The organism is Streptomyces sp. NPDC001513 (genome assembly GCF_042894695.1).
GTDB lineage: Bacteria > Actinomycetota > Actinomycetes > Streptomycetales > Streptomycetaceae > Streptomyces.
In genome coordinates this window covers 375,685-402,189 of record NZ_JBIAVU010000009.1, presented here as the reverse complement: position 1 = coordinate 402,189, position 26,505 = coordinate 375,685, and the positions used below count along the sequence as shown (strand labels likewise).

Sequence of the window (26,505 nt, the reverse complement as noted above, 5' to 3'; positions counted from 1 at the left end):
CGGGGGGGCGGCAACATCCCCCCCCCCCCGGCCCGCCCCGCCAAACCCCCCCCCGCCTACAACCCGGCCCCCCCCCCCCCCCGCGGGGCCCCCCCCCCGGGGGGCCCCCCCCCCCGGCGGGCGCCCCCCCGACGTCGTTTCATCCGATTCTGCGGGCCCGCCGATGAGTTCCGGCGGGCCGGGCGGTCATCCCCTTGTGGAGATCAGACGACTCGTGCTGCCCGGGCCCGGACCGACCCGGCGGGATGCCGCGCGGCTGTGCGCACGGCTGGTCCGGCTGTACGAAGGCGGGGCGACGGCCGTGGAGTGCGATGTCGGGGCCGTCACCGCGCCGGACCTGGCCGCCGTCGAGGCGCTGGCCCGGCTGCGGCTGACCGCCCGCGGGCGCGGGGGTTTCACCGTGACCGGCGCCGGCCCGGCCCTACGCGCCCTGCTGGACCTCGTAGGACTCGTCGAGCTGCTCGGGGAGGCCGAAGAGCGGGAACCAGCGGGCGGTGTCCAGGAAGGCGTTGAGCCCGACGATCCTGCCGTCTGAGATCTCCAGGACCTGGAGCGCCCACGGGGTGTGGCCCTTCCCGTCGGCCGCCGGCCGGTACTGGCCGAAGGCGGGCAGGCCGTTCGCCGTCGTCGGGACCAGCCGCGAGCCCTTGCAGCCGATGCCCTGGTTCAGGTGCCAGGCCGCGATGTCCTCGTGGCCGCGCAGCCACAGGTCGAACGGCGGCATCGACAGCACCGCGTCCTCGTGCAGCAGCGTGGTGAGCCGGGTGATGTCGTACGCCTCGAAGGCGGACAGGTACCGCTCCAGCAGCTTCGCCTGGTCCGGGTCGAGCGGGTCCGCGGGATCGCTGTCGCGGATGCCCTGCGCGGCCAGGGTGGCCCGCGCCCGCTGCAGGGCGCTGTTCACCGAGGCGACCGTGGTCTCCAGCAGCCGGGCGACCTCGTCGGCCTTCCAGGCCAGCACCTCGCGCAGGATCAGCACCGCCCGCTGCTTCGCCGGCAGGTGCTGCAGCGCCGCGACGAAGGCCAGCCGTACGGACTCCTTCGCCAGCGCCATCTCGGCCGGATCGGCGGTCTGCGGCAGCACCCGGCCGTCCGGGACCGGCTCCAGCCAGGTCACCTCGGGCCGCTCGTTGAGCACGGCGGAGCTCTGGTGCTGCGGGGCGGTCAGGTCCATGGGGCGGGCCCGCTTGTTCCCCGCGTTCAGCAGGTCCAGGCAGACGTTGGTGGCGATCCGGTACAGCCACGACCGCAGCGAGGAGCGGCCCTCGAACTTCTCGTAGGACCGCCAGGCGCGGACGTACGTGTCCTGCACGGCGTCCTCGGCGTCGAAGGAGGAGCCGAGCATCCGATAGCAGTAGCCGGTGAGCTCGACCCGGTACCGGTCCATCGCCGCGTCGAGGTCCGTACTGATGGCGAGGTCGCTCATGTCCGTTCATCCCCCTGCTGGTTCGGCTACTCCCGAAACTATCGGAGGCCTCTGACAACGGCAGCCGGAAGCGCCCGGACGAAGCGGACGACCCGGGTCTGTTGACGTCAAGTATCTTGACGTCAAGATAGAAATGGGGCAGGCTTCCGTGATGTATCTCGACATCGAGATACGTGGACGGTGGGCGCGGTGGGCGCGGTGGATACGGGGGCCAGGGATGCGGCGCGGCGGGGAGATCCGGAAGGCACGGCAGGGGGAGCCCGGGCTGCTGGCGCAGTTGCGCCGGCCGCCGGGCGGCCGGGACGCGCGGATCATGCTGCTCGCCCAGTTCCTGGACCGCGCGGGCACCGGCCTGTGGGCCGCGTCCTCCGTCCTGTACTTCACCTTCGTCGTCGGCCTCGACGCCGGGCGGCTCGGCCTGCTGCTCGGCGCGGCCGGAGTGGCGGGCATCGCCGGATCCCCGCTGGCCGGCCACCTCGCCGACCGCTTCCCGCTCCGCGCCCTCCTGATCGGCTGCCACCTGGTCCGCCTCGGGACCCTTTGCGCGCTGCTCGTCGTCACCGACTTCGCGGTGCTGCTGCCCGTCTTCGCCGTCACCCACCTGGGAGACCGCGCGGCCAAGACGCTGGAGATGCTCTTCGCCACCCGGGTCGCGGGCGAGCGGCGCGCCACCTACCAGGCACTGTCGCGCAGTTCGGCCAACGCCGGCTACGCCCTCGGCGCCGGCCTCGCCGCCATCGGCCTCGCCGTCGGCACCCGGGGCGCCTACCACGCGCTGATCCTCGCCAACGCGCTGTCGTTCCTCGTGGCCGCGCTCCTCGTGTGGCGCACCCGCGAGCCGCGCGGCCGCGGACTCGTGGCCGCACCCCCCGGCGCCGCCGCGCCGGCCACGGCCCCCGCAGCGAGCGCGACCGCGTCCGGGCCCGCGCCGAGCGCCTGGCGGGACCGCGGCTACCTCCGGTTCGTCCTGCTCGACATCCCGATGAACCTGGACGACTCGATCCTCGGCGTCGGCCTGCCCCTGTGGCTGGTGGGCCACACCACGGCGCCGCACGCCCTGATCCCCGCCTTCCTGGTCGTCAACACCGTGCTCGTCGTCCTCCTGCAGCTGCGCGTGTCGGCGCGTTTCCGGGGCGCCCGGGCCGCGACGCGCGCGGTCGCCCTGTACGGGGTGACGACGCTCGCCTGCTGCGTCCTGCTGGCCGCGGCGGCCGGCGGCGGGATCCTGACCGCCTCGGCAGCCCTGCTCGCCGCGGCGGTGCTGGCCACCGCGGCGGAGCTGATGCGCTCGGTGAGCTCCTGGGAACTGGCGGTCTCCCTCGCGCCCCCGCACGCGCGGGCCTCGTACCTCGGCGTGGCCGGCATGGCCCAGTCCGTCCAGAAGTCGGCAGGCCCGCTGCTGCTCACCGGTGCGGTCATGACGGCGGGCCCCGCGGGATGGCTGGTCCTCGGGGCGGCCGTGGCGGGCCTGTCCCTCGTACAACGGCGTTCCGGCCTGCGGCGGTTGGCCGAGCTGCGGGCGGCGGCCGAGCGCGCCGCGGCGGAGCCCGCGCCGGCGCGGTGAGGACTCAGGTGCCGGGCTTGCGGCCGTACACGTAGACGTCCTCGCCCTTCCCCAGCAGGTTCCAGTACGCCTTGGCGTCGGCGAGCCGCATGTTCACGCAGCCACCCGAACCGGGCGGGTTCCACATGCTCTTGGTGGTCGAGTGGAAGGCGATGCCGCCGTCGAAGAACTGCGCGTAGGGCATCGAGACGTTGTAGAGCGTCGACCAGTGGTCGACGCTGCGGTAGTAGATCTTCTTCAGGCCCGTCCGGGTCTCCGTGCCGTCCTTGCCGGTACGCACCGGGACGGGCCCGTACTTCAGGGCCGCGCCGTCCTGGATCCAGCTGAGCTGCCGCGTCAGGTCGACGCAGGCGATCCGCCCCCGGTTCACCGGGCAGTCGCCCGCCCGGTTCGGGGTGCTGCCCGCCGCCCGCTGGGCCAGCATCGTGCTCATCGTCTGCCAGGTCAGCGGTCCGGCGTACCCCTGGGCCGGGGTGATCCCGTGGGCCGCCTGGAACGACCTGATCGCCGTGCAGTCCGCCGCGGACTGCTTCCCGTCGACGGGCCGTCCCAGGAACTGCTCCACCTGCCGCTGGTACGGCCCGGCCGTCAGATTGCAGGAGGCGGCCGCCTGCGCCGACCCGCCCCCCGCGACCACCAGCGGCAGCGCCAGCGCCACCGCCCCGCCCAGTACCGCCGCCCGCCGCTTCACGCGTCCGCGTGTCGTCAGCGTCCCCATCCGGTCCTCCCCTGATCGCACAGCTTCCGTTCACCGTGTTGAATGCCCGGAAAACCTGCGGGGGTTGCCTCGTGCGGGAGCGTAGATTTCGTCAGCGCGCGGCCATGGCCGGCGCCGGCACGCGGCGCTCGGCGCGGGCCGCGTGCGACCCGTACAGGGTGATGGACACGACGCCCAGCACCGCCAGCAGCGCGATCCCGACCGTGGCGGCCCACCCGGCCCCGTGGTACGCGAGGGCGCCCAGGGTGCCGCCGGCGCTGGAACCGAGGTAGTACGCCGACTGGTAGAGCGCGGAGGCCTGCGCCCGGCCCGTCTTCGCCGTCCGGCTCACCGCGGCGGAGGCCACCGCGTGCCCGGCGAAGAAGCCCGCCGTGATCAGGACCAGCCCGATCAGGACCGCCGCCAGCGACTCGGCCAGCGACAGCAGCAGCCCCAGCGCCGTGGTCGTCACGGCCAGGTACAGCGCGCCGCGCCGACCCGTACGGGCCACCAGCCGGCCGGCGGCGGCCGAGGAGACCGTACCCACCAGGTAGATCAGGAAGATCGATCCGATCAGGCCCTGCCCGAGCGAGAACGGCTCGTCCACCAGGCGGTAGCCGATGACCGTGTAGACCGCTCCGAAGACCGTCATGAACAGCGCGCCGATCCCGTACAGCCGCAGCAGCAGCGGATCCCGCAGGTGACCGACGACGGTACGGCCCACCGCGCGCGGGTTCAGCGACGCCGGACGGAAGAACCGCGCCCGGGGCAGCAGCACCAGGAACGCCACCGCGCAGACCAGCGACATCAGCGCGACCGCTCCCAGCCCCGCGCGCCAGCCCCACAGCTGGGCCGCCCAGCCGGTGACCAGACGGCCGCTCATGCCACCGATGGAGTTCCCCGCCACGAACAGACCGATCGCGCCCACCAGGGCCTTCGGCTTGACCTCCTCCGCCAGGTACGCCATCGCGGAGGCCGGGATCCCGGCGATCGCCGCGCCCTGGACGGCGCGCAGCACCACCAGCCACTCCAGGCTCGGCGCGAACGGCACCAGCAGGCCCACGCCCACGGCCACCACCATCGACCAGGTCATCATCCGCGTGCGGCCGAACCGCTCCGACAGCGCGCTCAGCGGCAGGACGAACAGCGCGAGCGCGCCGGTGGCCGCCGACACCGTCCAGCTGGCCTGACCCGCGGTCACCCCGAAGCCGGCGGAGATCGCGGGCAGCAGCGCCTGGGTGGAGTAGAGGAGGGCGAAGGTCGCCAGACCGGCGGCGAAGAGCGCGAGGCTCATCCGGCGGTAGCCGGGGCGGCCGGGAGCAGCGGGCTCGGGGGCGCGGAGCTCGGGGGCGTCGGACTGCGGAAACGACGGGGTGGAGGCACCCGGGATCACGGGCGCCCCGGTATGAACGGGAGGCATGCATCGAAGGTAGGCCGGTGTTTTTGATGCGTCCAATGCACAGAATCACGATAATCGATCCACTCATGCATCACCACAGCTCAGGGCGGCGTCTGTCAATGAACCGTTACGAAGAAGACATGTCCGTGACACGGCTGCTGGCCCCCCGGCTCGCCTATTTCGCCGCCGTCGCCCGGCACGAGCACGTCACCCGCGCCGCGCACGAACTGGGCGTCCCGCAGTCCACCCTGTCGCGGGCCATGGTCCGCCTCGAACAGGACCTGGGCGTCACGCTGTTCGCCCGCAAGGGCCGCAACGTCGCCCTCACCACGGCGGGCCGCACCTTCCTGGCCTCCGCCGAACAGGCCCTGGACGGGATCGCCCGCGCCGCCGAATCCGTCCAGCAGGACGCCGACCCGGCCCTGGGCAAGGTCGCCTTCGGTTTCCTCCACACCCTCGGCTCCGAGACCGTCCCCGGCCTGATCCGCGCCTTCCGGGCCGACCACCCGCGCGTGCGCTTCTCCCTCGTCCAGAACTACGGCGAGGCCATGCTGGAGAAGCTCCGGGCCGGCGAACTCGACCTCTGCCTCACCTCACCCCTGCCCGACGCCCCCGACCTCGTCGCCCGCCGCCTCGACGAACAGCGGCTGCGCCTGGTCGTCCCCGAGGACCACCGCCTCGCGGGCCGCAAGCGCATCCGCCTCGCCGAGGCCGCGGAGGAAACCTTCGTCACCCTCGAACCCGGCTACGGCCTGCGCCGCATCACCGACGACCTGTGCGCGGAGGCCGGCTTCACCCCGCGCGTCGCCTTCGAGGGCGAGGAGGCCGAGACCCTGCGCGGCCTGGTCGCCGCCGGCCTCGGCGTGGCCCTCCTGCCGCCGCCCGCCGTGGCCCGCCCCGGGGTGGTCGAACTGACCGTCACCGCCCCGCGCGCCGTCCGCGAGATCGGCCTCGCCTGGCTCGACGGCCACCCCGACACCCCGCCCGTGGCGGAGTTCAAGCGCTTCCTGCTGTCCCGCCGGGGCCGCCTGATCCCCGAACTGGAGCCGCCCGCCGCGTGACGGGCCCGCGACCGCGAAAACCGATCGCCCCACCGCACCCGAGGACGGCACAATCGCCCGGTACGGGGGACGAGGGGGATGCCGGTTGGACGTGTTCGTGTGTGCCGGGTGCGGTACGGAACTGACGGCCCCGGTCTCCCGGGTAGCCCTCCCCGACCACACCCACTTCGGAGCCTGGGAGCAGCTGCACCCGCCCCTGATGGAACCGGCGACCTACGCCGTCGAGCCCGTGTCCTTCACGGCGGGGGACAGCATCGTCATCGCGCCCGGCGACTCCCGCGACATGGTCCTGATCCCCGAGAAGTGCGCGGGCTACTGCATGGGCATCGACGGCCGCGACGGCCCCAACCTGGCGTGCGGGGGCTGCGGCAGCGCGGTGGCGACCCGGACGGACGACTGCGGGCTGTGGCAGGCGGTGTGGCTGGAGCCCGACGCGGTCCGCCGCATCCCCTCCGGCCTGCCCGCCGTCCCGACCCCCGACTGGGACGAGCTGGACCTGGAGGCGTACGTCGTCCCGCCCGTCGAACTCGACGGCTCCTGGAGCTTCCGCTGGGAGGCCGCGGTGCCGGTGGCGCTCGCGCACCTGGTGGTGGCCTGCGAGGCCCGCCCGGTGGCGCTGCCCGGCCCCCTCACCGACCTGCTCGGCGACGCCCTCGCCGGCTACCTCCCCGCCGGGCCCACGGAACTCACCGCGCACCTCGCCGGGCCGGGGATGCCCGCACCCCGGTCCGGCGACGACGTCCTCCTCGTCCCCCGCCATCCGGTCACCGGCGAGCCCTGGCGGCCCCCGCACGGCACGGCGGCCGTCGCCCCGCTGGACGTCGGGGTCTGGGCCCACTTCGCCCTCCCCGGGGAGACCTCGCCCCTGCCGGCGTCCGGCCGGGTGCCGGAGGGGGTCCTGCGCGACGACTACCCGCTGCCGCTGCGCCCGTGGCGGTCCTTCACGCCCCACTCCACCGCCTTCTCGCGCACCCTCGTCCGGCTGCCCGCCATCCGCCGGCCGGGCATGCGCGCGTACTACGACCGCGTCGCCACCTGGCCCTAGGCCGATTCCGGCGAGGCCGCCGGGGCCGGTGCGGGGGACGGTGTCGGCGGCGGTGTCGGTGTCGTGGAGAGCAAGTAGCCCGCCTGGAAGCGGGACTTCGCCCCGACCGCGCGCATGATCTCGGCGATGTGCCGCTGGCACGTCCGCTCCGACATCCCCAGCCTCCGCGCGATCACCTTGTCCTCCAGCCCCTCCGACAGCAGCCGCACGATCGTCTGCCGCAGCTCGTCCGAGATCGACCGCGCCGCCTCCGGGCTCACCGACGCCGGGAACGGCTCCGCCCCCAGCCAGGACCGCTCGAAGGCCGACGTCATGAAGTGCACGACGCTCGGCTCCCGCACCACCAGCGCCGCCCCCGCCCGGTCCGGCACCGCCATCAGCCCCGTCCGCCCGTCGAAGACCAGCATCCGCATCAGCCCGTCGCCCAGCGTCCGTACCTGCGCGCCCAGTGCCGTCACCCGCTCGACGTACGCCGCCGTCGGCCGCGAGTACCGCGCCGTGTGCTGGTAGATCGTCCGCATCCGGACCCCGCGCGCCAGCAGCGACTCGTCCCGCCCGATCGACTCCTCCAGCGTCTCCAGCGGCCGTCCCCCGCCGGGCTGCGAGGTCAGCAGCTCCCGCTCGCACGAGGCGGCCAGCTCCGCGATCAGCCCCCGTACCGCGCCGAGGTCCGTGACCAGCTCCAGGCGGCCCGCCCCGCCCGGGTCCCGGTGCGCGGTCCCCGCCTCGTACGCCGGCACCAGCGTCTCCAGCCGCCCCCGCAGCCGGTCCATCTCGTCGTGGGTCTCCCGTACGAGCAGGGCCAGCGGGGCCAGCGTGCGGGCCGCCGCCGCCCGGGGCGCCACCGCGCTCCACCGCTCCGGCCCGTCGCCCGGCGCCCGCTGGAGCAGGTGCGCGGCGGCCAGCTCGGTGATCGCGGCGCCCGCGCGCACGCCCAGGGCCCCGGTGGCCTCGGCCGCGTCGAAGGCGTGCCGCTCGACGGCGTACGCGTAGAGGCGCCGGGCCGCAGGGCTGAGTTCCCCGGCGGCCGCGGGCCCTCCGGTCGCACCGCCTGTTCCGGTCGCTCCGGTCTCCTCTGCGGGCATATTCCAATTCGTCCCGTTCTGCGCCTGTCTGTAAACCCCTCGTGTTCCCGCAAGGCGGCAAGACGATGCCTGACCTGGCGCGATCGGCATATGCCCAACCGGCACAGTGGATGCACGGCGTGAGGGGGGAGCGCGGTATGCGGCAGCGGACGGCTGAGGGGCGGGGGCCCGTGGCCGTCCTGCTGAGCCCGCGACCAGCCGTGGTGGCAGCCGCCCGCCGTGCGGGCGCGCACACCGTGGTGGTCGCGCCAGGTCCATCGGTGCCATCCGACCGTGAGGGGGCGGAGCGGCGGGTACGGACGGACTGGCGCGACCACCGGTACCTCGTCGGGGCCGTCGGCCGCCTGGAGGCCGTCCGGCACGGCCGCGCCGCCGTCTTCGGCTTCGACGCCGCCGGAGCCCTCGCCGCCGCCCGCGCCAACGAGGAGCTGGGCCTGCCCGGCACCCCCACCGCCGCCGTCACCGCCCTCATGGACAAGGCCGCCCTACGAGCCCGCTCCAACGCCCTGCACCCCGCCCGGCCGGTCTCCTTCGCCCGCTGCGGCCGCGCCGACGCGCTCCCCTTCGTCACCACCCTCATCGGCTACCCGTGCGTCATCAAGCCCCGGGCGGGCGCCGACGGGGAAGGGGTGCGGCTGGTCCGCGACGAGGCCGAGGCGCGGGCCGCCGCCCACGGCTACCCCGAGGTCACCGACCTCCTCGTCGAGGAGTACCTCGAAGGGCCGGAACTCACCGTCGAAGCCCATTCCAGGGCGGGCCACCACCGCATCCTGGGCTGGGCCCGCCGGCTGCACACCCCGGACCCCACCGCCCCCGGCCGCACTCTCCTCCCCGGCCGCACCGCGCCCGGCCTCACCGCCTCCGGCTTGACCGCCCCCGGCCTCACCGCCTCCGGCCACGCGCTGCCGGTGGCCCTGGCCCCGCGGAGCGCCGAGGCCGTACGGGCCCTCGTACGGGCCGTCCTCGACCTCGCCCGTCACCGCGACGGCCCCTCGCACACCGGCGTCGTCCTCACCCCGTCCGGCCCCCGCCTCCTCGGGGCCCACGCCCGCCCGGGCCCCGAGGAGTTCGCCGGACTGCTCCGGCTCGCCCACGGCATCGACGTGCTCGGCCTCGCGCTCGCCACCGGCCTCGGTCTGCCCGAGCCCGTACGCGCCCCCCGCCCGCGCACCGCCCACGCCGGGCTGCGGTACGTGGACTTCCCGCCCGGCCGCCTCGACGGGGTGCGCGCGGCGCTCGCGGCGGCCCGCGCCGTGCCGGGCGTGGCCCGGGTGCAGCTGGAGATCCCGCCGGGCGCCCTGGTCCGCCGCGCCCCGACGGGCGCGCGCCACCACGCGTACGTCCTCGCCACCGCCCCGACGGCGGACGCGCTGGCCCGCACCCTCGACCGGGCCGCCGGCCTGCTCCGTGCCGCGGACCGGCGGGTCCGTCAGCCGGACGGCTTCGCGTAGTCGGCGAAGCCGGTCCAGTCCAGGGTCACGCAGGGCTCGTCGCCCAGGACCCAGGCGTTGTGCCCGGGTGGCACCCGCATGTAGTCCCCGGGGCCGAACTCGGTGCTCTCCCCGTCGTCCATGACGACCTTCATGTGGCCGCTCACCACGTACCCGGTGTGATCGGCCTGGCAGCTGTCCGTCCCGGCCAGCGGCTTGACGTGCTCCGACCACTTCCATCCGGGTTCGAAGACCGAGCGCCCGACGCCCGCGCCGGCCGTCTCCAGCAGGTCCAGCCTGCCCTTGCCGTCGGCGAACGGCCGGGTCTCGTCCGCGTTGTCGAAGCTCCTGGACACCAGGCCGGCCATGGTCATCGCCTCCGTCGGAGATGTGCCCGAGTCGTCGGTTCCACGTTACGCGCGGATGCCCGCACGGGCCCGCCGCCCGCCGTCCCCTGCCACGGCGGGCGCGCGGGACTCCGCGCCGTCAGCTGCGCAGCGACCGGCCGAAGCCGGAGGCGAGCGGCATCCGCAGGCCCAGCGGCGGCGGTGCGGCCAGGGCGTCCGTCACCGGCCGCGAGTAGCGTCCCGAGAACACCGCGCCCAGGACGAAGTCCACGGCCAGCGCCACCACTTCGGCCTGGTGCTCGCGCAGCCCGTGCCCGTCCGAATGCACCTCGAAGCGGCAGGTCGAACGATTCGCCTTCTTCGCCCGCGCCGCCAGCCGGAAGGAGGTCTCCGGGTCGCTGCGCGCGTCGTTGGTGCCGTGCACGATCAACACCTGCCGCCCCGACAGCTGTTTCACCGGTTCAGGGGAGTCCGGGGCGGCCGCCCCGCCTAAACAAGGGGCCATCGCCAGAACCGAGTTGACGGCCCCGTGCCCCGCGGCGCGCAGCGCGGCCGCGCCCCCCGCGTCGTAGCCGGCCAGGCACACCGGCACGTCCCCGTACCGCCGCACCACCTCGTCCGCCGCCCATTCCGCCTGTTCCTCCCGCGAGGACTCCCCGCCGTGGATGACGGTGTGCGTGACCAGCCCCTCCGCCCCGCCCGCCCGGGCCAGCGCCCGCGCGAGCGGACGTACCGGACCGGGGGAGAATCTGGACGCTCCGGGAAGCAGGAGCACCACCCCGTTGACCGGGCTTTCCGTTGGACCCGAGCCGGTTCTCGCGCCGGCCGCCCGCCCCAGGCGGGCCCCGCGCGCCGGCGGCGCATGCTGTGCCATGGCGGAACAGTCTCAGACCCCGAGGTGTACGCCATCCGTCCGCGCGGTCTCTGTTACATATCGACGGTCGCCGTCGGCACCCCGCTCTACGCGCGTAGGAGTTAGAGTGCGCAGATGACGAGCGAGACCCCCAACCTGCCGACCCCGGATCAGATCCGCCGCTCCCCGAAGGTGCTCCTGCACGATCACCTCGACGGTGGACTGCGCCCCGGGACCATCATCGAGCTGGCCCGCGAGGTCGGCTACGAGAACCTCCCCGAGACCGACGCCGACAAGCTCGGCATCTGGTTCCGCGAAGCCGCCGACTCCGGCTCCCTCCCGCGCTACCTCGAGACCTTCGCGCACACGTGCGCGGTCATGCAGACGAAGGCGGCCCTCTTCCGGGTCGCCGCCGAGTGCGCCGAGGACCTGGCCGAGGACGGCGTCGTGTACGCCGAGATCCGCTACGCCCCCGAGCAGCACCTGGAAGCCGGCCTGACCCTCGAAGAGGTCGTCGAGGCCGTGAACGACGGCTTCCGCGAGGGTGAGCGCCGCGCGAAGGCCAACGGCCACCGCATCCGCATCGGCGCCCTGCTGACCGCGATGCGCCACGCCGCCCGTGCGCTGGAGATCGCCGAGCTGGCGAACCGCTACCGCGACAACGGCGTCGTCGGCTTCGACATCGCCGGCGCCGAGGCCGGTTTCCCTCCCACCCGCCACCTCGACGCCTTCGAGTACCTCAAGCGCGAGAACAACCACTTCACCATCCACGCGGGCGAGGCCTTCGGCCTGCCGTCGATCTGGCAGGCCCTGCAGTGGTGCGGCGCCGACCGCCTCGGTCACGGCGTGAAGATCATCGACGACATCGAGGTCGCCGCCGACGGTTCCGTGACCCTGGGCCGCCTGGCCTCGTACGTCCGGGACAAGCGCATCCCCCTGGAGATGTGCCCGACGTCGAACCTGCAGACGGCCGCGGCCGCCTCGTACGCCGAACACCCGATCGGCCTGCTGCGGAAGCTGCACTTCAGGCTCACGGTCAACACCGACAACCGGCTGATGAGCGGCACCAGCATGAGCCGCGAGTTCGAGCACCTGGTGGACACCTTCGGCTACACGCTGGACGACATGCAGTGGTTCACCGTCAATGCGATGAAGTCCGCGTTCATTCCTTTCGATGAACGACTGGCCATGATCAACGAGGTCATCAAGCCCGGTTACGCGGAGCTGAAGTCGGAGTGGCTGTTCCAGCAGACCGCTTCCACCAGCGGTTCTGTATCGGCCTAGGCCACGGCATGACGTACTGAAAGCGCCCGGGAGAGGCAATTCCCGGGCGCTTTCTCGTATTTAATGATGTTTGCGGGCGGGGGTTTGGAGTGGCTAGTTTGCGGAGCCGCTCAATTCCCCGTCGCAAGGAATACCTTTCATGAAGCAGTCAGCTGCCAAGACCCTCGGTGTCGCCGCTCTCGGTGCCGCCCTCGCCGCCGTCGCCGCCGGTACCGCTTCCGCAGCCCCGTCCGCGATCGGCCTCACCGACGCCCTGGGCACCGTCACCGGCGCCGCCCAGGGGCTCACGAGCCAGCAGCAGGTGAGCCCCGAGGGAGGCCAGCAGTCGAGCGACCCGGCCGCCGCGCTCGCCCCGGTGACCGGTCTGCTCGGCGGTCTGCCGACCAGCAACCTCGGCGGCTGATTCCGTACGGAATTCGTACGCGGGCACGCGTGGCGCACACCCCTTCGAGCGGGTGGGCGCCGCGTCGTGCCGTGTGCCACGATCACCACCAACTGCCCGCCGACATAAGCGGTTTGAGGTCTTTGGTCATGCACAAGAAGGCACGAGCGACGATGGTCGCGCTGGTCCCCGCCCTGCTCGTCGCGGCGGTGGGGTGCAGCAGCGGAACCCCCGCCACGGACAAGGACCGGGACCCCAAGGGCTCCGCCGAACAGGTCGCCGGCGCGCCCGGCGCCCCGGCGGCGTCCGCCGGTTCGACGGGATCACCGGGCTCCGCCAAGCCGAAGACCGGCGGCACCAAGCTGGACCGCTCCGCGCTGGAACAGGGCGACCTGCCCGGCTACCAGATCTCCGCCCAGGGCAAGAACCCCAACGCCCCGGACGGTCAGCCACAGGCCGACCGCAAGGCCTGCCAGCCGCTGGCCGACATCATGGGCGACAAGCCGGACCCGGCCGCGCGCCAGACCCTCAACCGGGGCATCGGTTCCCAGAGGCAGGTCGGGCTCGCCGTGTCCGCCTCCGTCAGTTCCTACGCCGAGAGCGACGCCAAGGCGCTGATCGCCCGGCTCAAGGCCGCCGTGGCCGCCTGCGGCAAGGGCTTCACCGCCACCGTCGAGAAGCAGACCGGCAGCTACCGCGACGTGCGGGCCGTCGACTACCGCACGAGCGGCGACGAGAGCGTCAGCTGGACCACGACCGCGTCCGGTGAGGGCGTCTCGGCGCAGGTCCACCTGGTCGTCGCACGCGAGGGCGACACCGTCGTGCGGCTGATGGCCCTCAACGTGGCGGGCGCCGACAAGAAGGGCCAGGTGCCGCAGGAAGTGACCGACAAGCAGCTGGAAAAGGTCCGGAAGGCCGGCTGACCCGGCTGACCCGGCAGAGCGCCCGGCTCCCCGCCGGGCGACCGCCGACCGCGGCCGCCGGTCACCAGGCGGTGGAGGCGGACTTCTCGTTCGGCAGCACCACCCACAGTGCGATGTAGACCAGGAACTGCGGGCCGGGCAGCAGGCACGACACGGCGAATATGGCGCGCATCGTGTTCGCGGAAATTCCGAAACGCCTGGCCAGTCCGGCGCACACTCCACCGATCCAGCGGCCGTCACGGGGGCGGACAAGGGCGCTCATGGGGTTCTCCTTCGTCGGGATCGCTTCCTGCGATGACTCAATACTCCCGCTGGACCGCCGACAGAACGTCGGTCCAGGGGCCGAGCCCGACCCTGGAAATCTTCGGGGTGGTCCCCTGATAAACCGTGTGTGAACGGACGTGGGAACGCCGCAGCCGGGCCCGCAGCGCCGGTACGACGGCCACGTGCGCGAGCAGCACACCGACCGTGTTCAGCAGCACCGAGTCCACGTCGACGACCTGGCCCGGCACGGCGGTCTGGAGCATCTCGATGCTCAGCGAGACCAGCGCGCCCGCGGCCGCGGTCCGGACCACCGAGGACCACGCGGACAGCGTCGACAGCATGAGCCGCCCGTTGACCAGCGGCAGCAGCACCCCGAGCGGGGCCAGCAGGGCCAGGCCCTCGCCGATCTGCCGGGCCGCCTCCAGCGGCCCGTAGGCGAGGTCCGCCCGGATCCCCTCCAGGGGGGTCAGATTGGCGGCCGCGGCCCACGGCACGTCGAGCGGTCGCAGGGTCAGCCAGCCGACGACCAGGAGATGGGCGACGAGAAAGACCCCGGCGAGGAATCGGAGACGGAGAGGGATCGCGGTGGCGGCGCTGCCGCCGGCCTCAAGACGCTGCACACCTGCGAGGACGCACTACCCGGTAGAGCCGGTTCCGCCCTGACGGGGGGTGTGGCCCGGAGCACCGGAAGCACCTCCGGGCAGGTCAGCGCAGCGCGATGAGGACGATCAGCGCCAGCGCGCCGACCACGGCGGGCGCGATGATCTCGTACGACCAGCGCACGCGCACGCTGCCCTGGGCACCGGCCCGCTCGGCGCCGCGCTCGGCCATCCGCTGCAGCTCGTCCACGATCCGGTCCGCACCGGCCCGCATCGGCTCGGCCGGCATCCGGGGCTTCTCCCCGGGGCCGCGCTGCTCCCGGTCCCGGAGCCCCTCGTAGCGCAGGCGCTGCCGGTTCGCCTTCTTCCGCTCGCGCAGCGAGACGGGCACGGACCACAGCTGGTACTTCGACCCCTCGGCCAGCACCTCCGCCGAGTAGCCGGAGCGCACCGCGTCCACGGCCGCCCAGGGCAGCTCGATGATCCGGAAGGGGTTGCGCACGCGCATCCGGTCGTCGTTCGCGAAGACGGCCGGGCGGACCGTGAACGCCACGATCAGCGGTACGGCGCACAGCGCCACCGCCAGCGCGATCCACGGGGTGTTCCCCGAACCGCGCAGTAGGGCATCACCGCAGAGCCACGCCGTCAGCGCGAGCAGCAGGACCCCCGAGACGACGCCCATGGAGGAGCGGTAGACCCGGTCTTTGTAGACCGGTTCATCGGTCGGCTGCTGCTGGCTGCTCATGGGGTCGATTCTGCCCCACGCCATCTCAGCCCACGAGATCGGCGTACAGGATGATGTTGTCGGGCCGGTGGCCGTCGGTGATCTCGCCGCCGCAGGTGATGACGCGCAGCTCGGGGCGCGTGGTGTCCCCGTACACCTTGGCCGTGGGGAACGCCTTCTTGTCCACCTGCTCCAGCTCGCGGACGCGGAAGACGGCGGTGCTGCCGTCCGCCCGCGCGACCGTGATCTCCTCGCCGACGCGCACGCGCGCCACGTCCTTCAGGACGGCCGGGCCGCGCGCGGTGTCGAAGTGGCCGATCAGCACGGCGGGTCCGGTCTCGCCGGGGGTGACGCCCTTGGTGTACCAGCCGATCTTGTCGCCGTCGGCCACGGAGGGCACCTCCACGGTGCCGTCGGCGGCCAGACCCAGCCCCAGCAACGGGGAGGCGTCCACTCCGGCCGCGGGGATCCGTACGCGTACGGGCTTGGAGGCGGGCAGCGGGGCGGCCGCCACCGGGGCCGCGGGAGCGGCGGTGGGCGAGACCGCGGGCGGGGCGGCGGACGCGGCGGCGGACGGGGCGGCCGCCCCGGGCGCGGGTGCGCTGGAGGCGGCCGTGCCGCAGCCGGTCAGGGCGGCGGCGAGGAGGACGGCGGCGAGCAGGGGGCGCGCGCGGTGGGCCATGGAGTGCTCCGGAGACGGCAGTCGGCGGGCCACCGGGTCGGTGGCCCGCCGGGGGAGGGCAGGAGTGGAGGTGGCGAGGGTGCGTCAGCCCTGGGAGGCGCGGCGGCGACGCAGGACCACGCTGGCGCCCAGGGCGCCGAAGGCGGCGATCAGGCCGCCGCCGGCCACCATGGTGGCGGTGTTGTCCGTGCCTGCGGCGGTCTCGACCGGGAGCTCGGCGCCCGCGGCGACCGGGCCCTTCGGGACCACCGAGGTCTGGCCCGCGGTCTGCGGCTTCACCGGAGCGGGGGTGGAGGTGGGCGCGGGGGTGCTGGGCTTCGTCACCGGCTTGTCGTCGGTGAACTTGTAGCTCGGCTTGCAGCCCTTGGGGAACGCGGGGAACGCGACCCGGCCGACCTGGTCGTTGCCGCCCTGCGTCTTCCACTCGAAGACGGGCTTGGCGCCGCTCGGGTTCACGATCCGGGCGATGATGCCGGCGGACTCGGGCAGCGAGGGGTGGGTGCGGTCCAGCTGGTCGAAGGGCTTGCCGTCGCCGGCCTCCAGGAGGACCACCTTCGGGCCCAGCTCGGATACGTACAGCTCGGCCGTCATGCCCGCGCCGATCTCCTGGCCGACCGGACCGACCCGGCAGTCCGTGCTCGCCGCGCCCGCGGGCAGCGGGTAGGACTTGGCGGTCCCGTCCGCGGCGGTGACGACGAGCACGGGGTTGGCGCTCGCGGCCTTGGTGAGTTCGAGGTCCAGGCCCTTGGCCTTGTCGTGGGGCTGGGTCCGGTCCAGCTTCGTCACGACGCGGACCATGTAGGTGTCACCGGGCTTCCAGTCGGTGCCGACCTCGCGGATCCAGGCCTCGGGGCCCTCCTCCTTGTTGCGCAGCACCGCGACCAGGCCCTCCCCGATGTAGACGGCCTTGCCCTCGTAGCGGCTGTTGTCCGACGCCGCGGCCGACTGCGGGGCCGTGGCGGGCGCGGCGAACGCGGCGCCGGCGGTCGGGACGAGCATCGCGCCGGCGAGGGCGACGGTGACTATCGAGGTGCGGAGGGCGGTACGCATAACGACTCCTTGAAGCGTGGGTCAGGAGAGTGGAGGAGAGTCGCATGCCGCGTTGCGTCTGTTTCGGCTGGTTCACCGGGTCAGGTGTGGCGGGCTGCTGAAGACAAATTTATGGATCTTGTGCGGGCGGACGATCCGGGTCCTGTCATGGCCGTGTAACGAGGAAAGCGCGTCGGAGCGGAGATGTCGATTCCGTAGCGGATCCGCCGGAAACGGATGTGGGGGGTGACAGGTCGCTACGCGCGTAGATATGCTCATGTGGTGACCATGCCCACCACCCTCACCGCATTCGCTGACGTGACGACGTCCGACAGTGCGCTGCGCCGCTTCCTGCACGGGCTGCCCGGCGTCGACACTGTCGGCCTGGAGGCCCGCGCGGCCTCCCTCGGCACCCGTTCGATCAAGACGACGGCCAAGGCGTACGCCATCGACCTGGCCATCTCGATGATCGACCTGACGACGCTCGAAGGCGCGGACACCCCGGGCAAGGTCCGGGCGCTCTCCGCCAAGGCCGTCAACCCCGATCCGACCGACCGTACGACGCCCATGACCGCCGCGGTCTGCGTCTACCCCGACATGGTGGCCACCGCCAAGGCCGCGCTGAACGGCGCCGACGTCAAGGTCGCCTCCGTCGCCACCGCCTTCCCGGCCGGCCGCGCCGCGCTGCCCGTCAAGCTCGCCGACACGGCTGACGCCGTCGCCGCCGGCGCCGACGAGATCGACATGGTCATCGACCGTGGCGCCTTCCTCGCCGGCCGCTACCTGGAGACCTACGAGCTGATCAAGACCATCAAGGAGGCCTGCGTCCGCCCCGACGGCAGCGCGGCCCGCCTGAAGGTCATCTTCGAGACCGGCGAGCTGTCGACCTACGACAACATCCGCCGCGCCTCCTGGATCGGCATGCTCGCGGGCGCCGACTTCATCAAGACGTCGACGGGCAAGGTGGGCGTCAACGCCACCCCCGCGAACACCCTGCTCATGCTCGAAGCCGTCCGCGACTTCCGGGAGCAGACTGGAATCCAGATCGGCGTGAAGCCGGCCGGCGGCATCCGCACCACCAAGGACGCGATCAAGTTCCTGGTCCTGGTCAACGAGACCGTGGGCGAGGACTGGCTGAGCAACCACTGGTTCCGCTTCGGCGCCTCCAGCCTGCTCAACGACCTGTTGATGCAGCGGCAGAAGCTGAGCACCGGCCGTTACTCCGGTCCCGACTACGTGACGGTGGACTGATCACCATGGCATCTGTATTCGAGTACGCACCGGCTCCCGAGTCCCGCTCGGTCGTCGACATCGCCCCCTCCTACGGGCTCTTCATCGACGGCGAGTTCACCGACGCCGCCGACGGCCGGGTCTTCAAGACCGTCTCGCCGTCGTCCGAGGAGGTCCTCGCCGAGATCGCCCAGGCCGGCGCCGCCGACGTGGACCGCGCCGTGAAGGCCGCCCGCAAGGCGTTCGAGAAGTGGTCCGCGCTGCCCGGCTCCGAGCGCGCCAAGTACCTCTTCCGCATCGCCCGGATCATCCAGGAGCGCAGCCGCGAGCTCGCCGTCCTGGAGACCCTGGACAACGGCAAGCCGATCAAGGAGACCCGCGACGCGGACCTCCCGCTGGTCGCCGCGCACTTCTTCTACTACGCGGGCTGGGCCGACAAGCTCGACCACGCGGGCTACGGCGCGAACCCGCGCCCGCTGGGCGTGGCCGGCCAGGTCATCCCGTGGAACTTCCCGCTGCTGATGCTCGCGTGGAAGATCGCCCCGGCGCTCGCCACCGGCAACACGGTCGTGCTGAAGCCCGCGGAGACGACCCCCCTCTCGGCGCTGTTCTTCGCGGACATCTGCCGCCAGGCGGGCCTGCCCAAGGGCGTCGTGAACATCCTCACCGGGTACGGCGACGCGGGCGCGGCCCTCGTCGAGCACCCGGACGTCAACAAGGTCGCCTTCACCGGCTCGACCGCCGTGGGCAAGAAGATCGCCCGCCACGTCGCCGGCACCGACAAGAAGGTCACCCTGGAGCTGGGCGGCAAGGGCGCCAACATCGTCTTCGACGACGCCCCCATCGACCAGGCCGTCGAGGGCATCGTCAACGGCATCTTCTTCAACCAGGGCCAGGTCTGCTGCGCGGGCTCGCGCCTGCTGGTCCAGGAGTCGATCCACGACGAACTGCTGGACTCCCTCAAGCGCCGCCTGAGCACCCTGCGCCTGGGCGACCCGCTCGACAAGAACACCGACATCGGCGCGATCAACTCCGCCGAGCAGCTCGCCCGGATCACCGCGCTCGCGGAGACCGGCGAGGCCGAGGGCGCGGAGCGCTGGTCCCCGGCGTGCGAGCTGCCGACCGCCGGCTACTGGTTCGCCCCGACGCTCTTCACGAACGTCACCCAGGCGCACACCGTCGCCCGCGACGAGATCTTCGGCCCGGTGCTGTCCGTGCTGACCTTCCGCACGCCCGACGAGGCCGTGGCGAAGGCCAACAACAGCCAGTACGGCCTGTCCGCCGGCATCTGGACGGAGAAGGGCAGCCGCATCCTCGCGGTCGCGAACAAGCTCCGCGCGGGCGTCGTCTGGGCCAACACGTTCAACAAGTTCGACCCGACCTCGCCCTTCGGCGGCTACAAGGAGTCGGGCTTCGGCCGCGAGGGCGGCCGCCACGGCCTGGAGGGCTACCTCGATGTCTGAGTCGTCGTCGGCGCGTCTGAGCGTCTTCAAGACCTACAAGCTGTACGTCGGGGGCAAGTTCCCCCGCTCCGAGAGCGGCCGGGTGTACGAGGTGAGCGCGCAAACATCGTCGGGTGGCAAGGGCAAGTGGCTGGCCAACGCTCCGCTGTCCTCCCGCAAGGACGCGCGTGACGCGGTCGTCGCGGCCCGCAAGGCCTTCGGCGGCTGGTCGGGCGCGACCGCGTACAACCGCGGCCAGATCCTCTACCGCATCGCCGAGATGCTGGAGGGCCGCCGGGAGCAGTTCGTCCGCGAGGTCGGCGAGGCCGAGGGCCTGTCCAAGTCGAAGGCCGGTGCCGTCGTCGACGCCGCCATCGACCGCTGGGTCTGGTACGCGGGCTGGACCGACAAGATCGGCCAGATCGTGGGCGGGGCCAACCCGGTCGCGGGCCCGTTCTTCAACCTCTCCACCCCGGAGCCGACGGGCGTCGTCACCGTGATCGCCCCCCAGGACTCGTCCTTCCTGGGCCTGATCTCGGTGATCGCCCCGGTCATCGCGACCGGCAACACGGCGGTCGTGATCACCTCCGAGAAGTCCCCGCTGCCGGCCCTCTCCCTGGGCGAGGTGCTCGCCACCTCCGACCTGCCCGGCGGTGTCGTCAACATCCTGTCCGGCAAGGCCGCCGAGATGGGCCCGCACCTGGCGTCCCACCAGGACGTCAACGCGATCGACCTGGCGGGCGCGGACTCCGCGCTGGCCAAGGAGCTGGAGATCGCGGCCGCGGACAACCTCAAGCGCGTCCTGCGTCCACAGCCTGTGGACGACTGGAGCGCCGACCCGGGCACGTCGCGCATGACGGCGTTCCTGGAGACCAAGACGGTCTGGCACCCGACGGGGTCGCTGGGCTCGGGCGGATCCTCGTACTAGGAGATCCCCACGAACCGGCCCCGGCAGCGTCCCCCGCGCTGCCGGGGCCTTCGTGTACCCGCTTCCCCGTCCCTACTTCTTGGGGAGCACCGGCCCGAGCAGCGAGGAGACCGCGGCGGTGGGCAGCTCGCCGACGGACGGCCCCTGGGTCAGCACGCCGGTGACCATGCCGGTGCCGACGGAGGGGAAGTCCGCGACCTTCGTGGCCACGCCGTTGTCCAGCGGGTCCACACCGGTGTGGGCGAGCGGGTTCACCTTGAGGTTCGCGATCGGATCGGTGACCCCGGCCAGCGCCGCCGGTACGTCGAGCTCACCTGCCTGGGCACCCCCCGCGGCCATCGCGAGCGCGGCGCCCGCCATCGAGACCGTCAGGCCCGCGGAACGGAGCCGGCTGCTTGCGGAGGAGGCTGCTGCGTGGCGTGCCATGGGATTCCCACCCTGTGCTCGTCTGTAGTGCGCCGTAGTCGTACGCGCACGCAGCGTAGTGGAGGTGTGATCCTCGATACCAACCGGTCACCGGAGGCATCCCCTGGGCGGGGGAATGGTTCACACTTGTGTTCCGTGAGCTCCTCCTCTCCTTTGCCTACGCGTGTCGTGCTGTTGACCGGACCCTCGGGGTCCGGCAAGTCCTCGCTGGCGGCCCGTTCGGGTCTGCCCGTGCTGCGGCTGGACGACTTCTACAAGGAGGGTGACGACCCGACCCTCCCGCTGGTCGAGGGCAGTTCGGACATCGACTGGGACTCCCCGCTGTCGTGGGACGCGGACACCGCCGTCGCGGCGATCGCGGAGCTGTGCGCGGTGGGCCGTACCGACGTCCCCGTGTACGAGATCGCGACGTCCTCGCGGACCGGGGCCGAGTCGCTGGACATCTCGCGGACGCCGCTGTTCATCGCGGAGGGCATCTTCGCCGCCGACATCGCCGCCCGGTGCCAGGAGCTGGGGCTCCTCGCGGACGCCATCTGTCTGCGCGGGCGGCCGTCCACCACCTTCCGCCGCCGGCTGGCGCGCGATCTCCGGGAGGGCCGCAAGTCGGTCCTGTTCCTGCTGCGGCGCGGCCTGCGGCTGATGCGGGCGGAGCGGGGCATCGTGGACCGCCACATCGCGCTGGGCGCGCACGCGTGCGGCCGCGACGAGGCCCTCGGCCGGCTCGCGGCGGCAGCCGCCGGCCGCCACCGCCACGCGCCCACTCCGGCCTGATCCGAAAGACAGGCCCTAACCCCCGTCCGGTCCGTCGCCCTCCGCGGCCAGGCGGCCGAGCAGGGCCACCGCGTCCTCGACCGGGACCGGCCCGAAGAACCGCGCGTCGACCTCCTCGACGGCCGCGATCGCGCGGGGGGCCAGGTCGGCGCCGGAGTCGGTCACGCGCAGCCGCTTGGCGCGCGTGTCGGCCGGGTCCACCTCGCGTTCGATCAGGCCCTTCTTCTCCAGGGTGCGCAGCACCTGGGAGGTCATCTTCACGTCCGTGCCCGCCTGGCGGGCGACGGCCAGCTGGTTGGGCCGCTCGCCCCGGCCGTTCAGCCACCAGGTGCAGGCGAGCAGGACGAACTGCACGTGGGTCAGGTCGAGCGGGGCGAGGGCGGTGGCGATGTCCCGCTGCCAGCGCAGCGTGACGTGCCAGAGCAGGAACCCGGGGCTCTCGCCGGGCTTCACGGCGCTCAGCCCCGCGCCGCGAGGCGTACGAGCGCGGCCATCGTGTCGGGCCAGTCCGCGGTGATGCCGGGGCCGATCTGCGGCCCGGCCTCGGCGGCGCCCTCGCCGGTGATCTCCATCCGGTACGCCACCCGGGTGCGCCCCTGTCCGAGCGGGACGAGCCGGTGCGTGGTGCGCAGGACGAGCGGCCCGAACCGGGCCTCGTCGGTGAAGTGCTCCCCCTCGCCGAGGTCGGTGACCGTCAGCACGACAGGCTCCTCGCCGGGCGGGGTCATCGTGATCCCGGCGCCCTCGGCGAACGGGCCCCGGAGCTCGATCTTCTCGATCCCGCCGTTCCAGGCGCCCCAGTTCTCCACGTCGCTCCAGAGTCGCCAGATCGCCTCGGGTGCGGCGTCGGTCTCGATGTCGTGCTCGTACTCCCACATGGCGGTCTCCTCGGGTTCACAACGCCCATCGAACATCTGTGGATAGATTATCTGCGCGCAGACTATCTGTCCAGGAGGGTGCCAGGGGGCGCCGCCGCACCCGCCACGCCGGGGGAGGGGAGAGGGGCCGGCGCGTACCGCCCGGCCCCGGACATGCGAAAAGGCGGGATCAGGCGGTCCCCCGGCCGCTTGATCCCGCCTCTTCCCCCCGCGGCCCCCGCCCCACCCCCGTAGGACGGGCCCCCTGGCCCGATGGTCTGTGTGCGCCGCGTTACGCGACGAGCTCCTCGAAGGACTCCGCCTCGTCACGGCCGAAGCTCAGCGCCTCGTCCTCCCGCAGGCGGCGCAGCGAGCGCCAGATGCTCGACTTCACCGTGCCGACGCTGATCCCGAGGATCTCCGCGATCTCCGGGTCCGTGCGGCCCTCGTAGTAGCGGAGCACCAGCATCGTGCGCTGCGGCTCCGGGATCCGGGTCAGTGCCTGCCACAGGACCGCGCGCAGCTCCGTACCGCGCATCGCGTCCGTGTCGGAGGCCGTCTCCGGCAGCTCCTCGGTCGGGTACTCGTTCAGCTTCCGCCGGCGCCAGGCGCTGATGTGCAGGTTCGTCATCGTGCGGCGCAGGTAGCCGCCGACGGCCGCCTTGTCGCTGATCCGGTCCCAGGCGCGGTACGTGGAGAACAGCGCGCTCTGCAGCAGGTCCTCGGCCTCGTAGCGGTCGCCGGTGAGGTGGAAGGCCGTCGCGTACAGGGCGGCCCGCCGCTCCTGGACGTAGGCCGTGAACTCCGCCTCCGAGGTGGAGGACGGCGTGTGCTGGGCGGGAACCGCCTGGTACTGGTTTGCGTCAATGGCTACGACGTGGGCCGGCCGGGGACGGGCGACCGCCACCGTACGGACACCCGCCCGGCGGTTCACATCGTGCAGCCGCGTGACAACCGCGCTGGTGTTGGTGCTGTGCAGCGTGTTCATCTCGCGCCCCCCGTCGTGGAGTGTCTCTGCTTCGGTCCGTTGTGCGTTGGTAGAAGACTGCCCCGCCGACTTAACCGGGGTGTCCGTCGACTGTCACAGCCCTGTCACAGCGACTTCCGCACGATCCCCTCCCCCCGACGGTCGAACTCCCGACTGTCGATGGGACAGAATGAGCCCGTGCCTTTCCTGTTGCTGATCGAGGACGACGACGCCATCCGCACGGCCCTCGAGCTCTCCTTGTCTCGCCAGGGCCACCGTGTGGCCACCGCGGCGACGGGCGAGGACGGCCTGAAACTGCTGCGCGAGCAGCGGCCGGATCTGATCGTGCTGGACGTGATGCTGCCCGGGATCGACGGTTTCGAGGTGTGCCGGCGGATCCGTCGCACCGACCAGCTGCCGATCATCCTGCTCACCGCGCGCAGCGACGACATCGACGTGGTCGTCGGCCTGGAGTCCGGGGCCGACGACTACGTGGTCAAGCCCGTCCAGGGCAGGGTCCTCGACGCCCGCATCCGGGCCGTCCTGCGCCGCGGCGAGCGCGAGTCGAGCGACTCGGCGAGCTTCGGCTCCCTGGTCATCGACCGCGCGGCCATGACGGTCACCAAGAACGGCGAGGACCTTCAGCTCACCCCGACCGAGCTGCGGCTGCTGCTCGAACTGAGCCGCAGGCCCGGGCAGGCGCTGTCGCGCCAGCAGCTGCTGCGGCTGGTCTGGGAGCACGACTACCTCGGCGACTCGCGGCTCGTCGACGCCTGCGTCCAGCGGCTGCGCGCCAAGGTCGAGGACGTGCCGTCCTCGCCCACCCTGATCCGTACCGTCCGGGGCGTCGGCTACCGCCTGGACTCCCCGCAGTGATCCGCGAGTTGCTCGCGGGCCGGCGCTGGACCAGCCTGCGGCTGCGGCTCCTCATCGTCTTCGCGCTCGTCGCCCTGACGGCTGCGGTCTCCGCGTCCGGGATCGCGTACTGGCTCAACCGGGAGGCCGTGCTCACCCGCGTCCAGGACGCGGCGCTCGGCGACTTCCGGCAGGAGATGCAGAACCGTGCCGCCGCGCTGCCCGCCGACCCGACGCCGGAGGAGTTGCAGCGCACCGCCGAGCTCATGGCGGGCAGCAGCCCCGGCTACAGCGTGCTGCTGGTGCACGAACGCAAGGACCACCACGAGGTGTTCGGCGCGGCCGGTCCCGACTCCTTCGGACTGCAGGACGTACCGAAGTCCCTGCAGAACGCGGTGAACGACGAGCAGAAGACGACCGCGGCGAACGACGCCGAATACCACGTGTACTGGCAGCGGACGAAGCCGAACGGCAACCCGTACCTGGTCGGCGGCACCCGGATCGTGGGCGGCGGGCCGACCGGCTACATGTACAAGTCGCTCGCCCAGGAGCGGGACGACCTGAACGCGCTCGCCTGGTCGCTGACGATCGCCACCGGTCTGGCGCTGCTCGGCTCCGCCCTGCTGGCGCAGGCCGCGGCCCGTACGGTGCTGAGGCCCGTGCAGCGGCTGGGCGACGCGGCCCGGCGGCTCGGCGAGGGCGAGCTGGACCACCGCCTCGACGTGTCGGGCACCGACGAACTCGCCGACCTGTCGCACACCTTCAACAAGACGGCCGAGGCGCTGGAGAAGAAGGTCGCCGACATGAGCGCGCGGGAGGAGGCGAGCCGGCGCTTCGTCGCGGACATGTCCCACGAGCTGCGGACGCCGCTGACCGCGCTGACGGCGGTGGCCGAGGTGCTGGAGGAGGAGGTCGACGACCTCGATCCGATGATCGCACCGGCCGTGGCGCTCGTCGTGAGCGAGACGCGCCGCCTCAACATCCTGGTGGAGAACCTGATGGAGGTCACCCGCTTCGATGCGGGGACGGCCAAGCTGGTGCTGGACGACGTGAACGTCGCCGACCAGGTCACGGCCTGCATCGACGCGCGGGCCTGGCTCGACGCGGTCGAACTCGACGCCGAACGGGACATCGTGGCCCGGCTCGACCCGCGCCGCCTCGACGTCATCCTCGCCAACCTGATCGGCAACGCGCTCAAGCACGGCGGCTCGCCGGTGCGGGTGTCGGTGACGGTCGACGGGGAGTGGCTGGTCATCGCGGTCCGGGACAACGGCCCGGGCATCCCCGAAGAGGTCCTGCCGCACGTCTTCGACCGCTTCTACAAGGCGAGCGCGTCGCGGCCGAAGTCGGACGGGAGCGGGCTGGGCCTGTCGATCGCCGTGGAGAACGCGCACATCCACGGCGGCGACATCACCGCCGCCAACGCGGCGGGGGGCGGAGCCCTGTTCACGCTGCGGCTGCCGGTGGACGTGGGGAAGGCGATCTCGGGTGAGCTGGATGCGTAGGGCCCTGTCGGTGGTGCCGGTGGTGCCGGCCGTGGTGGTCCCGTTGGTGGCGATCGCCCTGCTCGCGACGTCGGGCTGTGGGATCAGGGCCACGACCGTGCCGGTGGACGTGGGGCCGGCGCCGTCCCGGGTGTCGTGCGACACCCCGCAGGCGCCCGCCGGGCAGAGCGGGGTGCAGGGCTTCCGGGCCACCGTGGAACTGGTCTGCGGATCGCAGCTGGTGGGCGTGGAGCGAGTGATTCCGATGCCCGAGAAGAAGCCCGTACGGGACCCTGTGGGCCTGGTCGCGCAGGCGCTGCTGGAGGCGCTGGAGCAGACGCCGAACGCGGACGAGCGCGACGCCGGCTTCACCACCGGGGTCCCGGAGGGGCTGGCGGTGTCCGCGCCGCGCACGGGCGATCCGGCGGGCACGGTGCGACTGAGCCGCAAGCCGGAGGACCTGCCGCCGGTGGCGCTGTCGCAGGTCGTGTGCACGCTGGCGGGCAACGAGGCCGTGTCGGCGGGCCCGGGGCCGGTGGTCCTGGGCGGCCCGGACGAGGACCCGCCGCGGGCGTGGGAGTGCACGGAGGCAGTCCGCTCCCGCCCGGAGTCGGTCCCGACCCTGGGCGAAATCGTCCGCCCCTCGGCTTCGCCCGGAGCCACCCCCCGCTGACCCCCGGGGCTCCGCCCCGTACCCCGCGCCTCAAACGCCGGCGGGGCTGAAAGAGCGGGGCTCCGCCCCGGACCCCCG

General features: G+C 72.9%; 30 protein-coding genes. 15 read left to right on the top strand and 15 right to left on the bottom strand.

The features are described from left to right. Positions 1–163: 163 nt before the first annotated feature. Positions 164–535, top strand: a complete 372-nt coding sequence (locus ACFYZ4_RS22555) for an STAS domain-containing protein (RefSeq protein ID WP_390784646.1) — start codon at positions 164–166, stop codon at positions 533–535. On the opposite strand, the gene ACFYZ4_RS22550 is transcribed toward ACFYZ4_RS22555, so the two are convergent. Then, positions 422–1,426, bottom strand: coding sequence for a sigma-70 family RNA polymerase sigma factor (locus ACFYZ4_RS22550; RefSeq protein WP_351302136.1), 1,005 nt, complete (start codon positions 1,424–1,426; stop codon positions 422–424). The genes ACFYZ4_RS22555 and ACFYZ4_RS22550 overlap by 114 nt on opposite strands. A 217-nt stretch (positions 1,427–1,643) precedes the next feature. Here ACFYZ4_RS22550 and ACFYZ4_RS22545 point away from each other — a divergent pair, with 217 nt between their 5' ends. After that, entirely contained in the window at positions 1,644–2,990 is a 1,347-nt protein-coding gene (locus ACFYZ4_RS22545; protein WP_390784645.1) for an MFS transporter, read from the top strand. 4 nt (positions 2,991–2,994) lie between these two features. Here ACFYZ4_RS22545 and ACFYZ4_RS22540 read toward each other — a convergent pair whose 3' ends face one another. Both ACFYZ4_RS22540 and ACFYZ4_RS22535 read right to left on the bottom strand, forming a co-directional pair. Further along, a complete protein-coding gene (locus tag ACFYZ4_RS22540) occupies positions 2,995–3,708 on the bottom strand; it encodes a L,D-transpeptidase family protein (protein ID WP_390784644.1) in 714 nt (237 codons plus the stop codon). A gap of 91 nt (positions 3,709–3,799) precedes the next feature. Beyond that, positions 3,800–5,107: an MFS transporter gene (locus ACFYZ4_RS22535; RefSeq protein WP_390784643.1), complete on the bottom strand. Its 1,308-nt coding sequence runs from the start codon at positions 5,105–5,107 to the stop codon at positions 3,800–3,802. A gap of 98 nt (positions 5,108–5,205) precedes the next feature. On the opposite strand from ACFYZ4_RS22535, the gene ACFYZ4_RS22530 reads away from it, so the two are divergent. Together ACFYZ4_RS22530 and ACFYZ4_RS22525 are read left to right on the top strand one after the other, a co-directional pair. Next, positions 5,206–6,147: a LysR family transcriptional regulator gene (locus ACFYZ4_RS22530; RefSeq protein ID WP_351302124.1), complete on the top strand. Its 942-nt coding sequence runs from the start codon at positions 5,206–5,208 to the stop codon at positions 6,145–6,147. A gap of 85 nt (positions 6,148–6,232) precedes the next feature. Further along, positions 6,233–7,192 carry a hypothetical protein gene (locus ACFYZ4_RS22525; protein WP_390784642.1) on the top strand — a complete coding sequence of 320 codons (960 nt, stop codon included), beginning with the start codon at positions 6,233–6,235 and terminating at the stop codon, positions 7,190–7,192. Here the strand turns inward: ACFYZ4_RS22525 and ACFYZ4_RS22520 are convergent. Then, entirely contained in the window at positions 7,189–8,277 is a 1,089-nt protein-coding gene (locus ACFYZ4_RS22520; RefSeq protein WP_390784641.1) for a LuxR C-terminal-related transcriptional regulator, read from the bottom strand. The genes ACFYZ4_RS22525 and ACFYZ4_RS22520 overlap by 4 nt on opposite strands. 260 nt (positions 8,278–8,537) lie before the next feature. Between ACFYZ4_RS22520 and ACFYZ4_RS22515 the strand changes: the two genes are divergently transcribed. Then, positions 8,538–9,728 carry an ATP-grasp domain-containing protein gene (locus ACFYZ4_RS22515; RefSeq protein ID WP_390784640.1) on the top strand — a complete coding sequence of 397 codons (1,191 nt, stop codon included), beginning with the start codon at positions 8,538–8,540 and terminating at the stop codon, positions 9,726–9,728. Here the strand turns inward: ACFYZ4_RS22515 and ACFYZ4_RS22510 are convergent. Then, positions 9,707–10,075, bottom strand: coding sequence for a cupin domain-containing protein (locus ACFYZ4_RS22510; protein ID WP_390784639.1), 369 nt, complete (start codon positions 10,073–10,075; stop codon positions 9,707–9,709). The genes ACFYZ4_RS22515 and ACFYZ4_RS22510 overlap by 22 nt on opposite strands. A 118-nt stretch (positions 10,076–10,193) precedes the next feature. Further along, a complete protein-coding gene (locus tag ACFYZ4_RS22505; protein WP_384346213.1) occupies positions 10,194–10,928 on the bottom strand; it encodes an alpha/beta hydrolase in 735 nt (244 codons plus the stop codon). 114 nt (positions 10,929–11,042) lie between these two features. Here ACFYZ4_RS22505 and ACFYZ4_RS22500 point away from each other — a divergent pair, with 114 nt between their 5' ends. From ACFYZ4_RS22500 to ACFYZ4_RS22490, 3 genes are all read left to right on the top strand, one after another. Next, entirely contained in the window at positions 11,043–12,191 is a 1,149-nt protein-coding gene (locus ACFYZ4_RS22500) for an adenosine deaminase (RefSeq protein ID WP_319733131.1), read from the top strand. A 139-nt stretch (positions 12,192–12,330) separates the two neighbouring features. Next, complete coding sequence (locus ACFYZ4_RS22495; RefSeq protein ID WP_351302110.1) at positions 12,331–12,594, top strand: hypothetical protein; 264 nt, start codon at positions 12,331–12,333, stop codon at positions 12,592–12,594. Positions 12,595–12,722: 128 nt separating this feature from the next. Continuing rightward, entirely contained in the window at positions 12,723–13,496 is a 774-nt protein-coding gene (locus tag ACFYZ4_RS22490) for a hypothetical protein (RefSeq protein ID WP_390784638.1), read from the top strand. A gap of 61 nt (positions 13,497–13,557) precedes the next feature. Here the strand turns inward: ACFYZ4_RS22490 and ACFYZ4_RS22485 are convergent, their stop codons facing one another. The 5 genes from ACFYZ4_RS22485 to ACFYZ4_RS22465 all read right to left on the bottom strand — a co-directional run bounded on the left by ACFYZ4_RS22485 (position 13,558) and on the right by ACFYZ4_RS22465 (position 16,815). After that, complete coding sequence (locus tag ACFYZ4_RS22485; protein WP_351302105.1) at positions 13,558–13,758, bottom strand: PspC domain-containing protein; 201 nt, start codon at positions 13,756–13,758, stop codon at positions 13,558–13,560. A 37-nt stretch (positions 13,759–13,795) separates the two neighbouring features. Continuing rightward, positions 13,796–14,380, bottom strand: a complete 585-nt coding sequence (locus ACFYZ4_RS22480; RefSeq protein WP_390784637.1) for a VanZ family protein — start codon at positions 14,378–14,380, stop codon at positions 13,796–13,798. Positions 14,381–14,465: 85 nt separating this feature from the next. Continuing rightward, on the bottom strand, positions 14,466–15,104 hold the full coding sequence (locus ACFYZ4_RS22475) for a PH domain-containing protein (protein ID WP_351302099.1): 639 nt from the start codon (positions 15,102–15,104) through the stop codon (positions 14,466–14,468). Positions 15,105–15,129: 25 nt separating this feature from the next. Next, the gene (locus ACFYZ4_RS22470; protein WP_390784636.1) at positions 15,130–15,765 is read right to left on the bottom strand and encodes a class F sortase; all 636 of its coding nucleotides are present in this window, start codon (positions 15,763–15,765) and stop codon (positions 15,130–15,132) included. A gap of 84 nt (positions 15,766–15,849) precedes the next feature. After that, positions 15,850–16,815 carry a hypothetical protein gene (locus tag ACFYZ4_RS22465; RefSeq protein WP_351303279.1) on the bottom strand — a complete coding sequence of 322 codons (966 nt, stop codon included), beginning with the start codon at positions 16,813–16,815 and terminating at the stop codon, positions 15,850–15,852. Between the two features lie 267 nt (positions 16,816–17,082). Between ACFYZ4_RS22465 and deoC the strand changes: the two genes are divergently transcribed. Genes deoC through ACFYZ4_RS22450 form a run of 3 tightly spaced genes read left to right on the top strand, consistent with a single transcriptional unit; the run spans position 17,083 to position 20,394 of the window. After that, a complete protein-coding gene (gene deoC, locus ACFYZ4_RS22460) occupies positions 17,083–18,045 on the top strand; it encodes a deoxyribose-phosphate aldolase (protein ID WP_351303300.1) in 963 nt (320 codons plus the stop codon). A 5-nt stretch (positions 18,046–18,050) separates the two neighbouring features. Then, positions 18,051–19,487: an aldehyde dehydrogenase family protein gene (locus ACFYZ4_RS22455; protein ID WP_390784635.1), complete on the top strand. Its 1,437-nt coding sequence runs from the start codon at positions 18,051–18,053 to the stop codon at positions 19,485–19,487. Continuing rightward, on the top strand, positions 19,480–20,394 hold the full coding sequence (locus ACFYZ4_RS22450) for an aldehyde dehydrogenase family protein (RefSeq protein ID WP_351303284.1): 915 nt from the start codon (positions 19,480–19,482) through the stop codon (positions 20,392–20,394). The genes ACFYZ4_RS22455 and ACFYZ4_RS22450 overlap by 8 nt, the downstream gene beginning before the upstream one ends. A 72-nt stretch (positions 20,395–20,466) precedes the next feature. Here ACFYZ4_RS22450 and ACFYZ4_RS22445 read toward each other — a convergent pair whose 3' ends face one another. Further along, positions 20,467–20,820: a hypothetical protein gene (locus ACFYZ4_RS22445; RefSeq protein ID WP_351303287.1), complete on the bottom strand. Its 354-nt coding sequence runs from the start codon at positions 20,818–20,820 to the stop codon at positions 20,467–20,469. A 69-nt stretch (positions 20,821–20,889) separates the two neighbouring features. On the opposite strand from ACFYZ4_RS22445, the gene ACFYZ4_RS22440 reads away from it, so the two are divergent. After that, positions 20,890–21,591: a uridine kinase gene (locus ACFYZ4_RS22440; RefSeq protein ID WP_351303303.1), complete on the top strand. Its 702-nt coding sequence runs from the start codon at positions 20,890–20,892 to the stop codon at positions 21,589–21,591. 15 nt (positions 21,592–21,606) lie between these two features. Here the strand turns inward: ACFYZ4_RS22440 and ACFYZ4_RS22435 are convergent, their stop codons facing one another. The 3 genes from ACFYZ4_RS22435 to ACFYZ4_RS22425 all read right to left on the bottom strand — a co-directional run bounded on the left by ACFYZ4_RS22435 (position 21,607) and on the right by ACFYZ4_RS22425 (position 23,436). Beyond that, complete coding sequence (locus ACFYZ4_RS22435) at positions 21,607–22,044, bottom strand: MarR family transcriptional regulator (RefSeq protein ID WP_351303290.1); 438 nt, start codon at positions 22,042–22,044, stop codon at positions 21,607–21,609. Between the two features lie 5 nt (positions 22,045–22,049). Further along, complete coding sequence (locus ACFYZ4_RS22430; protein WP_351303293.1) at positions 22,050–22,469, bottom strand: SRPBCC family protein; 420 nt, start codon at positions 22,467–22,469, stop codon at positions 22,050–22,052. A 271-nt stretch (positions 22,470–22,740) separates the two neighbouring features. Further along, a complete protein-coding gene (locus ACFYZ4_RS22425; protein ID WP_030714274.1) occupies positions 22,741–23,436 on the bottom strand; it encodes a SigE family RNA polymerase sigma factor in 696 nt (231 codons plus the stop codon). 177 nt (positions 23,437–23,613) lie between these two features. Here ACFYZ4_RS22425 and afsQ1 point away from each other — a divergent pair, with 177 nt between their 5' ends. From afsQ1 to ACFYZ4_RS22410, 3 genes are read left to right on the top strand one after another with little or no spacing between them, the layout of a single operon-like run. After that, a complete protein-coding gene (afsQ1, locus tag ACFYZ4_RS22420) occupies positions 23,614–24,291 on the top strand; it encodes a two-component system response regulator AfsQ1 (RefSeq protein WP_063754818.1) in 678 nt (225 codons plus the stop codon). Beyond that, positions 24,288–25,775 carry a HAMP domain-containing sensor histidine kinase gene (locus tag ACFYZ4_RS22415; RefSeq protein ID WP_351303297.1) on the top strand — a complete coding sequence of 496 codons (1,488 nt, stop codon included), beginning with the start codon at positions 24,288–24,290 and terminating at the stop codon, positions 25,773–25,775. Before afsQ1 ends, ACFYZ4_RS22415 begins: the two co-directional genes overlap by 4 nt. Next, positions 25,768–26,427, top strand: a complete 660-nt coding sequence (locus tag ACFYZ4_RS22410) for a hypothetical protein (RefSeq protein WP_390784650.1) — start codon at positions 25,768–25,770, stop codon at positions 26,425–26,427. Before ACFYZ4_RS22415 ends, ACFYZ4_RS22410 begins: the two co-directional genes overlap by 8 nt. The last annotated feature ends 78 nt before the right edge of the window (positions 26,428–26,505 follow it).